The sequence below is a fragment of the Pseudomonas batumici genome, assembly GCF_036585405.1.
Lineage (GTDB): Bacteria > Pseudomonadota > Gammaproteobacteria > Pseudomonadales > Pseudomonadaceae > Aquipseudomonas > Aquipseudomonas batumici.
Map to the genome: position 1 here is coordinate 5668480 of NZ_CP144470.1, position 12410 is coordinate 5680889.

15 protein-coding genes are annotated in these 12410 nt (G+C 62.5%); 13 read left to right on the forward strand and 2 right to left on the reverse strand.

From position 1 onward, the window contains the following. Nucleotide 1 precedes the first annotated feature (1 nt). The 13 genes from NUH87_RS25855 (at nt 2) to NUH87_RS25915 (ending at nt 10685) form a co-directional block, all read left to right on the forward strand. A complete protein-coding gene (locus NUH87_RS25855) occupies nt 2–931 on the forward strand; it encodes an electron transfer flavoprotein subunit alpha/FixB family protein (protein ID WP_338523216.1) in 930 nt (309 codons plus the stop codon). A 204-nt stretch (nt 932–1135) separates the two neighbouring features. Next, nucleotides 1136–1702, forward strand: a complete 567-nt coding sequence (locus NUH87_RS25860) for a hypothetical protein (RefSeq protein ID WP_422393882.1) — start codon at nt 1136–1138, stop codon at nt 1700–1702. A gap of 10 nt (nt 1703–1712) precedes the next feature. Further along, a complete protein-coding gene (locus NUH87_RS25865) occupies nt 1713–2069 on the forward strand; it encodes a DUF4398 domain-containing protein (RefSeq protein WP_040065592.1) in 357 nt (118 codons plus the stop codon). After that, a complete protein-coding gene (locus tag NUH87_RS25870; RefSeq protein ID WP_040065593.1) occupies nt 2066–2881 on the forward strand; it encodes an OmpA family protein in 816 nt (271 codons plus the stop codon). The genes NUH87_RS25865 and NUH87_RS25870 overlap by 4 nt, the downstream gene beginning before the upstream one ends. A gap of 207 nt (nt 2882–3088) precedes the next feature. Beyond that, nucleotides 3089–4531: a PLP-dependent aminotransferase family protein gene (locus NUH87_RS25875; protein WP_040065594.1), complete on the forward strand. Its 1443-nt coding sequence runs from the start codon at nt 3089–3091 to the stop codon at nt 4529–4531. 102 nt (nt 4532–4633) lie between these two features. Further along, nucleotides 4634–5155 carry a hypothetical protein gene (locus NUH87_RS25880; protein ID WP_338523217.1) on the forward strand — a complete coding sequence of 174 codons (522 nt, stop codon included), beginning with the start codon at nt 4634–4636 and terminating at the stop codon, nt 5153–5155. Nucleotides 5156–5304: 149 nt separating this feature from the next. Then, nucleotides 5305–5559 carry a YkgJ family cysteine cluster protein gene (locus NUH87_RS25885; protein WP_338523218.1) on the forward strand — a complete coding sequence of 85 codons (255 nt, stop codon included), beginning with the start codon at nt 5305–5307 and terminating at the stop codon, nt 5557–5559. Between the two features lie 43 nt (nt 5560–5602). After that, nucleotides 5603–6208, forward strand: coding sequence for an START domain-containing protein (locus NUH87_RS25890; RefSeq protein ID WP_040065600.1), 606 nt, complete (start codon nt 5603–5605; stop codon nt 6206–6208). A gap of 249 nt (nt 6209–6457) precedes the next feature. Continuing rightward, a complete protein-coding gene (locus NUH87_RS25895; RefSeq protein ID WP_040065602.1) occupies nt 6458–6694 on the forward strand; it encodes a hypothetical protein in 237 nt (78 codons plus the stop codon). A gap of 200 nt (nt 6695–6894) precedes the next feature. Beyond that, nucleotides 6895–7233, forward strand: a complete 339-nt coding sequence (locus NUH87_RS25900) for a ribonuclease E inhibitor RraB (protein WP_040065605.1) — start codon at nt 6895–6897, stop codon at nt 7231–7233. A gap of 280 nt (nt 7234–7513) precedes the next feature. After that, nucleotides 7514–8923 (forward strand): circularly permuted type 2 ATP-grasp protein, encoded by a 1410-nt coding sequence (locus NUH87_RS25905; RefSeq protein WP_040065607.1) that lies wholly within the window; start codon nt 7514–7516, stop codon nt 8921–8923. A gap of 11 nt (nt 8924–8934) precedes the next feature. Beyond that, complete coding sequence (locus NUH87_RS25910; protein WP_338523221.1) at nt 8935–9885, forward strand: alpha-E domain-containing protein; 951 nt, start codon at nt 8935–8937, stop codon at nt 9883–9885. Next, nucleotides 9882–10685, forward strand: coding sequence for a transglutaminase family protein (locus NUH87_RS25915; protein WP_040065612.1), 804 nt, complete (start codon nt 9882–9884; stop codon nt 10683–10685). The genes NUH87_RS25910 and NUH87_RS25915 overlap by 4 nt, the downstream gene beginning before the upstream one ends. A 3-nt stretch (nt 10686–10688) precedes the next feature. On the opposite strand, the gene NUH87_RS25920 is transcribed toward NUH87_RS25915, so the two are convergent. Next, the gene (locus NUH87_RS25920; RefSeq protein ID WP_338523222.1) at nt 10689–11489 is read right to left on the reverse strand and encodes a cytochrome c; all 801 of its coding nucleotides are present in this window, start codon (nt 11487–11489) and stop codon (nt 10689–10691) included. Beyond that, nucleotides 11486–11950, reverse strand: coding sequence for a rhodanese-like domain-containing protein (locus NUH87_RS25925; protein ID WP_338523223.1), 465 nt, complete (start codon nt 11948–11950; stop codon nt 11486–11488). Before NUH87_RS25925 ends, NUH87_RS25920 begins: the two co-directional genes overlap by 4 nt. Between the last annotated feature and the right edge of the window lie 460 nt (nt 11951–12410).

Here is a 12410-nt window from a genome sequence, read left to right on the forward strand (position 1 = left end):
CATGACTATCTTGGTAATCGCCGAACACGACAACAAAGCCGTGGCCCCGGCCACCCTGAACACCGTGGCAGCTGCCGCGAAGATCGGTGGCGACATTCACGTGCTGGTCGCAGGCCAGGGCGTTGGCGCCGTGGCTGAAGCCGCTGCGAAAATCGCCGGCGTATCGAAAGTGCTGGTGGCCGACAACGCCGCCTATGCGCATCAACTGCCGGAAAACGTCGCTCCCCTGGTAGCCGAGCTGGGCAAGGGCTGCAGCCACATCCTGGCCGCCGCCACTTCCAACGGCAAGAACATCCTGCCGCGGGTTGCCGCGCAACTGGACGTCGACCAGATCTCCGAGATCATCTCGGTGGAAAGCGCCGATACCTTCAAGCGTCCGATCTACGCCGGTAACGCCATTGCCACCGTGCAATCGAACGCGGCCGTCAAGGTCATCACCGTGCGTGCCACCGGTTTCGACCCGGTTGCCGCCGAAGGTGGTTCGGCTGCGGTTGAAGCTGTTGCCGCGGCTCACGATGCAGGCAAATCGTCGTTCGTCGGCGAAGAGCTGGCCAAGTCCGACCGTCCTGAGCTGACCGCTGCCAAGATCGTCGTTTCCGGCGGCCGTGGCATGCAGAACGGTGACAACTTCAAGCACCTGTACGCCCTGGCCGACAAGCTGGGCGCTGCGGTCGGCGCTTCCCGCGCGGCGGTTGACGCCGGTTTCGTACCGAACGACATGCAGGTCGGCCAGACCGGCAAGATCGTTGCGCCACAGCTGTACATCGCCGTCGGTATCTCCGGCGCGATCCAGCACCTGGCGGGTATGAAGGACTCCAAGGTGATCGTTGCGATCAACAAGGACGAAGAGGCACCGATCTTCCAGGTGGCCGACTACGGCCTGGTGGCGGACCTGTTCGAAGCCATCCCTGAGTTCGAGAAGCTGGTCTGATCCAGCGGCTTCGCTTATAAAAGAACCCGGCCTTCTGGCCGGGTTTTTTTTCGTCTCCAGCGAGACCAGAACTTACTTGTAGGAGCGAGCTTGCTCGCGATGAACGCAAGGGCTCCTCGTTCTTTCTGGTTGCTCGCGTCATCGTTGACCTCCATCGCGAGCAAGCTCGCTCCTACAGGGGGGATTTTTGAGAAGGAGAGTCACGTGACGGACAGGCTTCGCGCCGCTGCGCTATCACTGCTGCTGGGCTTGCCCGCATTGTCCGCAGATGCCCAGGCGCTGGGTAAATGCGAGCGCCTGATCGTCACCGGCAGCCCGGATGCGCCGCCGTACCTGTGGCGCGACCCGCAGGATCCGGCGCACCTGATCGGGGCCAGCGCCGACCTGTTGCGCCAGGTGGCGGGGGAACTGGGGCTCAAGGTCGAGGTGCTCTACGGCGGCAAGCGTTCCCAGGCCCGGGACGAGGTGCGCAGCGGGCGCATGGACCTGCTGTTGGATGCACCCATCGCCCTCGACGAACAGGATTCGCTGGACTACATCCACCCGGCGCTGCTGTACAACGACCTCAAGGCCTCTGCGCAACCGGTCGACCAGCCGGGGCTGTTTCTCGCGGTTTCCCACAACTCGGCCTGCAATGACCCCTGGTTGCGCGGACAGTTGGCCAAAAAGATGACAGAATTGCCCGCGTCCGGCCTGACCGAAGCCGCACTGCAGCGCAATCTGGAGCGTTGGAAGGCGCAATCGCAACCGGTCAGCGCCCCAAAACCGTAGGGATTTTCTTGTGAGTATTCGACCTCTATTTGCTGTCCTGGCCGTGCTGGCCCTGGCGGGCTGCGCAAACGATCCGGCCCCGAACGAGCAGATGCGCCTGACCGAGCGCGCCATCGAGCAGGCCCATGCCGTGGGTGCCAGTGCCGATGATGTCCCGGAGCTGAAACAGGCCGAGGACAAGTTTCGCCGGGCCAAGGCCAACATGACCGAGCAGGCTTTCCGCGGCGCCCGGCGCAAGGCTGAACAGGCCGAACTGGACGCGCGCCTGGCCGAAGCCCGGGTGTTGAACGAGAAGAGCCAGGAGCAGGTCTCGTTGCTCAACACCCGCATCACCCGGCTGCACAAGCAACTGGAGAGTGCTCAATGATCTATTCGAGCGCAAGGGCGGGCGCCCTGGTGTTGCTGGCCTGTGCCGGCTTGTACGGCTGCGCCGGCCAGAACGACAGCGAGGCGGCCTTGCAGGCGGCGTCGGCGAGCTTCCAGAAGGTCAAGGAAGACAGCAATGTGCTGCGTTATGCGCCCAGGGACGTGATCCGTTCCGGTGACTCCCTGGCCCGGGCCGAGCGCCTGTCCGGCTATCTGGGCAGCGCCGGTGATGTCGAGCACTACGCCTACCTGAGCGAACGCTACGCCGACATCGCCCGCGAGCACACCGAAACCGCGCTGAACCAGGAGCGGGCGGCCAAGCTGGAACTGGAGCGTCAGCGCCTGCAACTGGCCTTGCGCGAAAGCAAGTTGCTCAGCGTGCAGCAGCAGGGCAAGTGGGTCGAAGAGCAGATCGCCAGCCTGACCAGCAACCAGAAGGATCGCGGCCTGGTGATGACCCTGGGCGATGTGCTGTTCGACACCGGCGAGGCGGAGTTGAAGAACTCGGCCAATCGCACGGTGCTCAAGCTGGTGCAGTTTCTCCAGCTCAACCCGCGGCGCATCGTGCGCATCGAGGGCTATACCGACAGCACCGGCGATCCGGACAGCAACCTGCAACTGTCCCGTGAGCGGGCGCAGTCGGTGGCCGACATGCTGGTTGACCTGGGCATCGACGAGAAGCGCATCCAGGTCGAGGGGTATGGCGACCAGTACCCGGTGGATGTGAACGCCACCGAGCGCGGGCGTGCGCAGAACCGTCGGGTCGAGATCGTCTTTTCCGACGCGAAGGGCCAGCTGGGCGCGGCGCGCTGACGGCGGGCCGCTGGCCGAAGACCCGGTATCCGCAAGGTGCCGGGTTTTTTTGTATCCGCATATCGGCGGATCGTTGTGCCCGTACAGTTTTACTTTTCTTGTCACTGTATTGTCGACTATTGTAGAAACTGTGCCAGTACACTTTTGAACTGTTCCGGTATCGTTGTTTCCAAGAATAAAAATGCCGTTGAAACCGAGTGCTGCTTCATGACCAACCTATTGCTCTACCAACGTATTGCTCAGCAGCTGGCCGAGGATATCCGGCGGGGCGTCTATCAGCCCGGCGAGCGCGTGCCGTCGGTGCGCAAGATGAGCTCGCAGCTCAATGTCAGCCATGCCACGGTGCTGCAGGCCTATGCCAACCTGGAAGACCAGGGGCTGATCCGCGCGCGTCCGCAGTCGGGCTACTACGTTCACCAGACCCCGGCCCTGACCGCGCCCACGCCGGACATCGCCCGGGTCGAACGTCCGGGGCTGGTCACCCGCAGCAGTATCATTCAGCAGGTGCTGGTCGAGTCCCGCCGGGAAGGGGTGTTTCCCTTCGGTGCGGCGGTGCCGTCGGTGGATTACCTGCCGGTGCGGGCCCTGCACCAGCAGTTGGCCAAGGTCACGCGCTTTCACAGTCCGCGGGCCTTCAGCTACATGTTCAGTCCCGGTTTCGAGCCGTTGCGCCGCCAGGTGGCGATTCGCATGCGCGATGCCGGGGTGGTGGTCGACCCTTCGGAAGTGGTGATCACCCACGGTTGCGTGGATGCCCTGCAAATGTCGTTGCGGGTCCTGACCCGGCCGGGCGACCTGATCGCCGCCGAGTCGCCGACCTACTACGGCCTGCTGCAACTGGCGGACCTGCTGGGCCTGAAAGTCATCGAGATTCCCAGCGACCCGTCCACCGGCATGAGCCTGGAGGCCCTGCAACTGGCGGCCAACCAATGGTCGATCAAGGCCCTGGTCCTGACCACCCGGCTGAGCAACCCGCTGGGCGGCACCATGCCGGAAGAACGGCAGAAGCAGTTGCTGCGCCTGGCCTCGGACTTCGATATCCAGATCGTCGAGGACGATATCTATGGCGAGCTGATGTTCGAGGTCGGCCGGACCAAGGCGCTCAAGGCCTATGACCGCCTGGACCGGGTGATCTACTGCTCGAGCTTCTCCAAGACCCTTTCGCCCGGTGTGCGGATCGGCTGGATGATCGCCGGCAAGTTCCAGCAGGAAATCCAGCGCCTGCAGACCTTCAGCACCCACTCGGCGTGCAGCGTGACGCAGATGGCGGTGGCGGCCTACCTGGAAAACGGCGGCTACGACCGGCACCTGCGCTATATCCGCCAGGAGTACCGCAAGAACCTGAGTGCCTTCCAGTTGGCGGTGCAGCAGTACTTTCCGGAAGGGACGCAGATGACCCGACCCACGGGCGGCTTCATTCTGTGGGTCAGCCTGCCCGGGCGGGTCAACACCCAGGAGTTGCACGTGCGGGCGCTGCAGCAGGGCATCAGTATCGCGCCGGGGCTGATCTTCAGTAACACCGAGCAGTTCAACCACTGTATCCGGCTCAACTGTGGCATCCCCTGGAACCGCGAGGCCGAGCGGGCCTTGATGACCCTCGGCATGCTGGCCAACCAGTTGTGCCAGGAGACGGCGGCCGGACTCCTGTAACGGAGCGGGGACAGGCGGGCGATCCCGGATGATCGGCCTGCTTGTCAGGAGGCGCTCAACAGGCGAGCATATAGGCCCCCTGTCGTTCCTGCCGTAGAGTTTATGAAAGCGACTCTTTCCATTCGTTTGCTGTTGATGATCGTGCTGACCGGCATGGGCGCGGGTGCGGCCGTGACGGTGCAGGCCGAGGAAGCAAGCGCTCCCGTGGTGACGCCGAAGAAGGCCGGCACCCCGGCGGGTAAGGTCAAGCCTGCGAAGAAAAAGCCGTTGCCGGCCAAGCGCACAACCCCCCAGAAGGTTGCGCCGGGCACGCTCAAGCGCCGTGCGCCCATCGCTGCCAAATCCCTGCCGGCCAGCGAGGCGCTGCAAACCACGCTGCCACCGGCCAATCTGGATCTGAGCCTGCCCCAGAACGCGCTCAAGCACCTTGAACCGGTGGGCACGCCGCCTTCGTCGAAAAGCCGGCCGTTGTTGCCACCGCTGTTCGTCGACAAGAGCGCCGAGCAGACACCTTTCCAGCTCAACGGGCGCTTGCTCAAGAATGAAATGGATCTGCAGCTGCGCAATGAGAGTCGCAACAAGGAAATCGACGGGGCGGCCCTGGATTTTCAGTTCAAACAGTAAAACGGCGGCTACCCTTACGACGCTTTGTCGGTGACTGCTCGGTCACCGGCCTTATCCTTGAAAAACCATTGTGCGACCAATTTTAAACAGACGTTTTAGCGGTTACTCTGTCTTCCACACATCGTTTCCCTTGTCAGGAGCTTGTCGTCATGAAGTGCCGTGAGGGCTGTGGCGCTTGTTGCATTGCCCCTTCCATCAGTACGCCGATTCCAGGCATGCCCAACGGCAAGCCGGCGGGAGAACGCTGCCTGCATCTCTCGGTCGACGCGTTGTGCGGTCTGTTTGGCCAGCCTGAGCGGCCCTCCGTGTGCGGGGCTTTCCAGGCCGATCCCGAGGTCTGCGGCGGCAGCCGGGAAGAGGCGATCCGCCTGATCGGCTGGTGGGAGCAAATGACGGCGGCATGAGGTGTGTTCAATGACCGGAACTTCAACAACAAGGAATACAACAATGAGTTCGCTGCATCGAATGGCTGTGGTTTGTGGCTTGACTGTCCTGCTGACCGGCACTGCGTACGCGGAAAACTGGGAAACGGCCAAGGATCAGGACGGTATCAAGGTGTCCCTGAGTGAAGTGGCCAACTCCCAGTACAAGGCCTACCGTGGCGTGACCCTGATCAAGGCGTCCGTGGCCAAGATCCAGGCGCTGCAGGAAGACGTGGTCGGGGCCTGCGCGTGGATTCACGAGTGCAAGTCGCAGAAGCTGCTGAAGAAAGAGGGTGACCTGAGCTGGACCTACACCCAGTTCAAGGCGCCTTTCCCGGTGACGGACCGCGACTCGGTGATGCAGATCACCACCACCAAGGGGGCTGATGGCAGCCTGACCCGCGCCCTCAAGGAAGTGCCAACCTACCTGCCGGAAGAAAAGGGCTATGTCCGTGTCGCCCAGGTGGACGGCTTCTGGAAGCTGGTGCCCAAGGAGGGCGGCATGACCGAAGTGACCTACCAGGTCCATACCGAGCCGGGCGGCAGCGTGCCCTCTTGGCTGGCCAACAAGTTCGTGGTCGATGCGCCGTTCAACACCCTCAAGGCCCTGAAGGAACGCGCCGAAAAGTAAGAGGTTGAAGCCTCCGGCGTTCTCTGCGGTGAAACACCGTCCTGTAGGAGCTAGCTTGCTGGCGATGGCGATTTTTCAGGCGACAACGATGTTGACCATCAGATCGCAATCGTCGGAACGCCGCCCGCAGCAAGCTAGCTCCTACACGTTATGCGGTGTTTTCCTGGGGCAAAGTAAGTTGAACGATCGCCCGTGCCCCGCAGTCCAGATGTTATAAGCCCCTTCATGGGCTTGACCGAGGAGGCACCGATGAGCAAGTGGGCAGTTACCTTCGTCGATGATCATGGCGTGCAGGACACCGAGTACTTCGAGTGCGCACGTCAACCGGACCTGGAACAGGCCGCCCGATTGATTCGCGCCAAGCTGTTGCCGGTCCCTGCCACGCTGGACCTCAATGATCTGGAAGGCCGTACTTCGGAACCGACGGTCAAAAGCCTGAAGGATCAGAACAGCATCCGGATCCTCACTATCACACCGTCACCCTGACCGCGTTTTTTCATCTGCGACCCCTCTGGCAGAGGCGATGGCATCGCGCTACTCTGCAAGGGAGATCAGCGAATGATTCGCTATTGGTCTGGTCTTGTCAGCTACATGCTTGTTTCCCGGTTGTCTTAATGCCAGCGCTGTTCAGTGCCTGGTTCGGGAGTACGGAAAGTCTATCCAACGGTTGCTGAGGAGGACGTTTCATGAGCACAGCCTATCAAGAAGACATCAGCAGCAACGTGCTGCGCCGCATGAAAGAAGGCGGTTTCGATTTCGCACGCATCCATCCCATCGAGTTCTATGCCGTTTTCCCGGACGAGGAGCGGGCGCGCAGGGCGGCAGGCAAGTTTCGTGGTGAATCCTTGAATGCCCAGGTCAGTGTCCGCGACGACGGTGCCTGGTACCTGGAGTTGAGCAAGGTGATGTACGCCACCCACGGCGGTATCGGTGACTTCGAGCAGAACTTCGGCGCGGTGGTCGAGCGCCTGGGCGGCACTATCGAAGGTTGGGGCGTCAAGCACCCGGTACGGGCGCTGAATTGAGAGCGGTTCCTTCCACCAACAACGGCTGACCCAAGGGTTGGCCGTTTTTGTTCGTGCGCACAAAAAAAGGCCGCCCGGGCAGGCGCGCAAAGTCTGGCTATGCTGGTGATAGGCAAAGCCTGCTTCGCAATGAGGCGCGGCTGATCGCATTGGGGCGTTTACTGCACAGCTATGGTGCGGCGCAGGTTGGATGATTATCCAACTGTTTGATATTAAAGCGTTTATGCCGATGGCACGGGCCTTGCGAAGGCTCTTGTGACCGGGTGACAAGGAGCACGGCATGATCCGCACCTATTTTGACGAAATGTACGATGCCGGCGGCCAGGTCCGCCCGCATTACCGGGAGTTTGCTCGTTGGCTGGCCGATACTCCCGAGGAGTTATTGGCACAACGGCGACGCGAGGCCGATCTGCTGTTTCATCGCGCCGGGATTACCTTCACCCTTTATGGAGACGAGCAGGGCACCGAACGCCTGATTCCGTTCGACACCATTCCCCGCAGCATTCCCGCCAGTGAATGGCGCGTCGTGGAGCGTGGTTGCATCCAGCGGGTCAAGGCGTTGAACATGTTTCTCGCCGACCTCTACCACGAGCAGCGGATCATCAAGGCCGGGATCATTCCCGCCGAACAGGTCCTGGCCAACGAGCAGTACCAGCTGGCCATGCAGGGCCTGAACCTGCACCGCGATATCTACTCGCATATTTCCGGAGTCGACCTGGTCCGTGATGGCGACGGCACCTATTACGTCCTGGAAGACAACCTGCGTACGCCCAGCGGCGTGAGCTACATGCTCGAAGACCGCAAGATGATGATGCGCCTGTTCCCCGAGCTGTTCGCCGCCCAGCGCATCGCGCCCATCGACCATTACCCCAACCTGCTGCTCGACACCCTGAAAAGCTCCAGCCCCCTGGACAACCCGAGCGTGGTGGTGCTGACGCCCGGACGCTTCAACAGTGCGTTCTTCGAACACGCGTTCCTGGCCCGGGAAATGGGCGTGGAACTGGTGGAAGGCGCCGACCTGTTCGTGCGCGACGACAAGGTCTTCATGCGCACCACCGACGGCCCGAAACAGGTGGATGTGATCTACCGCCGCCTCGACGATGCTTTCCTCGATCCGTTGGCGTTCAACCCCGAGTCGATGCTCGGCGTGCCCGGGCTGCTGTCGTCCTACCGCTCCGGCAATGTGGTGCTGGCCAATGCCATCGGCACCGGGGTGGCGGACGACAAGTCGGTGTACCCGTTCGTCACCGACATGATCCGTTTCTACCTGGACGAAGAGCCGATCCTGAAGAACGTGCCCACCTGGCAGTGCCGCAAGCCCGAGGAACTGTCCCACGTGCTGGCGCATCTCCCCGAATTGGTGGTCAAGGAAACCCAGGGCTCGGGCGGCTACGGCATGCTGGTAGGGCCGGCGGCGAGCGCCGCGGAGATCGAGAATTTCCGCGCCCGGCTCAAGGCCAAGCCCCACGCCTATATCGCCCAGCCGACGTTGTCCCTGTCGACCTGCCCGACCTTCGTCGAGAGCGGCATCGCCCCGCGCCATATCGATCTGCGTCCATTTGTCCTCTCCGGTCGTGAGACCCGTGTCGTGCCGGGCGGGCTGACCCGCGTCGCACTGCGCGAAGGCTCCCTGGTGGTGAACTCGTCCCAGGGCGGCGGCACCAAGGACACCTGGGTGGTCGAGGATTAAGGAAGCCTGACATGCTAAGTAGAACTGCCTCGGATTTGTATTGGATGTCGCGCTATCTGGAACGCGTGGAAAACCTCGCGCGGATGCTCGACGTGAGTTATTCGTTGTCGTTGATGCCGCAGGACGGTCGCGGCGACGGTCTGCAGGAAATGGCCATGCCGCTGCTGATCACCGGCACCCTCGACGATTACCTGGAGCGTCATGGCGAGCTGCACGCCGACCGGTTGCTGCATTTCTTCGCCCTGGACGCCACCAATCCGGCGAGCATCTTCAGTTGCCTGCGGGCGGCCCGGGCCAGTGCCCATGCGGTGCGTGGGCGGATTACCGCGGACATGTGGGAAAACATCAACGCCACCTGGCTGGAGATTCGCGGCATTGCCGACCAGGGCCTGGGCCGTTATGGCATGAGCCGTTTCTGCGAGTGGATCAAGGAGCGTTCCCACCTGTTTCGCGGAGCGTCCTACGGCACCATCATGCGTAACGATGCCTTTCGTTTCATTCGCCTGGGCACTTTCATCGAACGGGCCGACAACACCCTGCGCCTGCTGGATGCCCGCTATGACATGGCCGGCGACCAGGCCGACGCGGTCAGCGACGGCACGGCCCACGCCTATTACCAGTGGAGCGCGTTGTTGCGGGCGCTGTCGTCGTTCGAGGCCTACACCGAGATCTACCGTGACGCCCCGGGGGCACGGCAGGTCGCCGAACTGCTGTTGTTGCGGGCCGATGTGCCGCGCTCGTTGCGCGCCTGTACTGAAGAAATCGACCAGATCCTCGCCAGCCTGCCGGGCACCAACGGCCGGCCGGCCCAGCGCCTGGCCGCCGAGATGGACGCACGACTGCGCTACACCGGTATCGATGAAATCCTCGACGAAGGCCTGCACACCTGGCTGACCGAGTTCATTCCCCTGGTTGCCGAACTGGGCAACGCCATACACAGTTCCTACCTGGAGGCCGCATGAGACTTTCCATTAGCCACGAGACCACCTATCACTACGAGGATCAGGTGCGGGCGAGCATCCAGTACCTGCGCCTGACCCCCCACGACAGCGAGCGCCAGCACGTGCTCAGCTGGCAACTCAACCTGCCGCGTCCGGTGCGGGCGCAGCTCGATCCGTTCGGCAACATCCTGCATGTGCTGACCCTCGACGAGCCCCACGAAGCCATCATCATCGGCGCCCGCGGCCAGGTGGATATCGACGAGCAGCGCGAGGCCGAGCACGAGAGCCAGTCGGCGTTGCCGTTCCTGCGCATGACCCGCCTGACGGAGCCGGACGATGCCCTGCGCGGTTTTGCCGACAAGCAATGCCGCAAGCGGCGTGACCGCAGCGCGTTGATCGACCTGATGCAGGCGCTGAACCAGCACATCGCCTACACGCCGGGCGCCACCGAAGTCGACACCAGCGCGGCCCAGGCCTTTGCCCGCCGGGCCGGGGTGTGCCAGGACCATACCCATGCGTTCCTGGCCTGCGCCCGCAGCCTGGGGATTCCGGCGCGTTATGTGTCGGGGTATCTGTACAGCGAGAACAGCGAGCACCTGGCCAGCCATGCCTGGGCCGAAGCCTGGCTGGACGACGCCTGGTACAGCTTCGATGTGACCAACCAGCTGTCCCGGCCGGAGCGGCACCTGAAGCTGGCGGTGGGCCTGGATTACCTGGATGCCTGCCCGGTGCGTGGCATGCGCCGGGGCGGAGGTTACGAGCAGATGCACGCCAAGGTGCTGGTGTCGCCGACGCCGGTGTTGTCGGTGCAGCAGCAATAAGCCCTACATCGGCTGTTTGCGCTTGGCCATGTGCTTCAAGTAGGCCACCAACTGATCCAGTTCGCCATCCGGCAGCACCGCCGGGGCGAACGCCGGCATCTTCGCCTGCGGCCAGTGCCGCAGGCTCTGCGGGTCGCGGATATAACGCTTGAGGTAACCCGCAGCGAAGTATTCGGTGGGGTTGTAGGGCAGGTTCAGGTCCGGCCCGACCTGGGCATCCCCGGCGCCGTTGAGCCGATGACAGGCCAGGCAGTTTTTCTGGAACAGCGCGAAGCCCTTGTTCACCGGATCATTGGCCGCCAGCTTCGGGTCCGGTCGCAGGGCCGGGAAACGCTCGGCCACCGGCGCCAGGCGCTTGATGCTCGCCATCTGATAAGGCCATTGCTCAGGGCTGATATGGCCGGCCTGCGGGTTGGTCCAGACCAGGTAGAACGGCCCGGCACTGGGCTTGCCATCGGCCAGTGGCGGCCACGGCTGGCTCGGGTCCTCCACCGCCACCCAGGCCTGCGCACCTTGGCGATTCAATAGAGGGGCGGCTCCCATCTCGGCGGCGAAACCGTCCAGCGCTACCGCTTGCAGGTGATCGTCGGCCTTGATGCCTGGCAGCAATACCGCCACCGGTACGGCGCGATAGGTCATGTCGCGCTTGTAGGAGACATCGTCCTTGACGGTGATGGTCTGGGCCTGCTTCAGCAGTTCCTCGGTTTGCCAGGTCCGGCTGCCGGCGCCCTGCGGCAGCTCCAGTTGCGCGGCGTAAAGAGGTGAGCAGAGCAGGGCGGTCGTGAACAGGATCAGTGGTTTCATTCGGTCGGGGTACCGGTCGGGGCGGCCTCGTCGGCCGTGTTGTCGTCGTTTTCGAAGACCCAGGTCGGGGTGTCTTCGACGTGATCGAACAGCGCGTCGCGCAATTCTTCGTAGTTGCCGCCGTTGACGATGCCGAGGTAGCCGCGCTGGATCAACGTGTCTTCGGCCTCGAGGGCGTGCTGGTTGGTGTCACTGTAGATGACCACCGTGGCGCTGGGGTCGAGGACCACCCGGCGCAACTGGTAGGCGAGGCCCTCGGCGCTGATGCCGGTGCCGTCTTCCAGGGTCAGGTCGACTTGCAGTGAGTTGTGGATATTGCCGGCGGCGAAATCGCTGTTATTGCGCAAGTCGAGAATCAGCGCGCCTTCGCGGATCTCGTCCACCGCGCGATTGACATCGACGATGCCCGCCTGGGCAGAAAAGCTGCTGGCCAATGTGATGATGACGATCCAGTGGCGCACGAGCCTCCCTCCCTCGAGCCATGGCTCAAGATTGGCACACAAACCCGCACTTCGGTAGTGAACCGCTGAAGGTAGGTGCGGGGGTGGTCAAAAAACACGCCACAGTGCCTAGCCGATGACTTTGGTGAGGTTCGGCAGGATCAGCAGCAGAGTGGTGGCAATGACGATAAGACCGGCTTGACGGATTTTCGTATGTTTGAACATGGCTGATTGCCTTTTGTTGTTATTCCTGACGACGACTACTGACAACAAGGTTGTAGAGGATGCCCCGGCAAAACCCGGCGGCCATCGCTACAGAGTTAACCTTAGAGCCCGCGTCACACTTGGTTTAGAACCATTTCGTATCAGTTAGCCGAAAGTTCTGTTTGAAAAGGCATGAGGCATAGTGCCAGCCGCTTAGCGGACCTTTTGCTAGACACGTGCAAGGGGAAAAGGCGGCTGTCCCTTAGCAGACTACCGT

Bases quoted from the DNA above. Each gene is read 5' to 3' on its own strand.
- NUH87_RS25870 (WP_040065593.1), top strand. From the start codon at position 2,066: ATGATCTATTCGAGCGCAAGGGCGGGCGCCCTGGTGTTGCTGGCCTGT.
- NUH87_RS25855 (WP_338523216.1), top strand. From the start codon at position 2: ATGACTATCTTGGTAATCGCCGAACACGACAACAAAGCCGTGGCCCCG.
- NUH87_RS25915 (WP_040065612.1), top strand. From the start codon at position 9,882: ATGAGACTTTCCATTAGCCACGAGACCACCTATCACTACGAGGATCAG.
- NUH87_RS25880 (WP_338523217.1), top strand. From the start codon at position 4,634: ATGAAAGCGACTCTTTCCATTCGTTTGCTGTTGATGATCGTGCTGACC.
- NUH87_RS25885 (WP_338523218.1), top strand. From the start codon at position 5,305: ATGAAGTGCCGTGAGGGCTGTGGCGCTTGTTGCATTGCCCCTTCCATC.
- NUH87_RS25875 (WP_040065594.1), top strand. From the start codon at position 3,089: ATGACCAACCTATTGCTCTACCAACGTATTGCTCAGCAGCTGGCCGAG.
- NUH87_RS25905 (WP_040065607.1), top strand. From the start codon at position 7,514: ATGATCCGCACCTATTTTGACGAAATGTACGATGCCGGCGGCCAGGTC.
- NUH87_RS25900 (WP_040065605.1), top strand. From the start codon at position 6,895: ATGAGCACAGCCTATCAAGAAGACATCAGCAGCAACGTGCTGCGCCGC.
- NUH87_RS25910 (WP_338523221.1), top strand. From the start codon at position 8,935: ATGCTAAGTAGAACTGCCTCGGATTTGTATTGGATGTCGCGCTATCTG.
- NUH87_RS25920 (WP_338523222.1), bottom strand. From the start codon at position 11,489: ATGAAACCACTGATCCTGTTCACGACCGCCCTGCTCTGCTCACCTCTT.
- NUH87_RS25895 (WP_040065602.1), top strand. From the start codon at position 6,458: ATGAGCAAGTGGGCAGTTACCTTCGTCGATGATCATGGCGTGCAGGAC.
- NUH87_RS25890 (WP_040065600.1), top strand. From the start codon at position 5,603: ATGAGTTCGCTGCATCGAATGGCTGTGGTTTGTGGCTTGACTGTCCTG.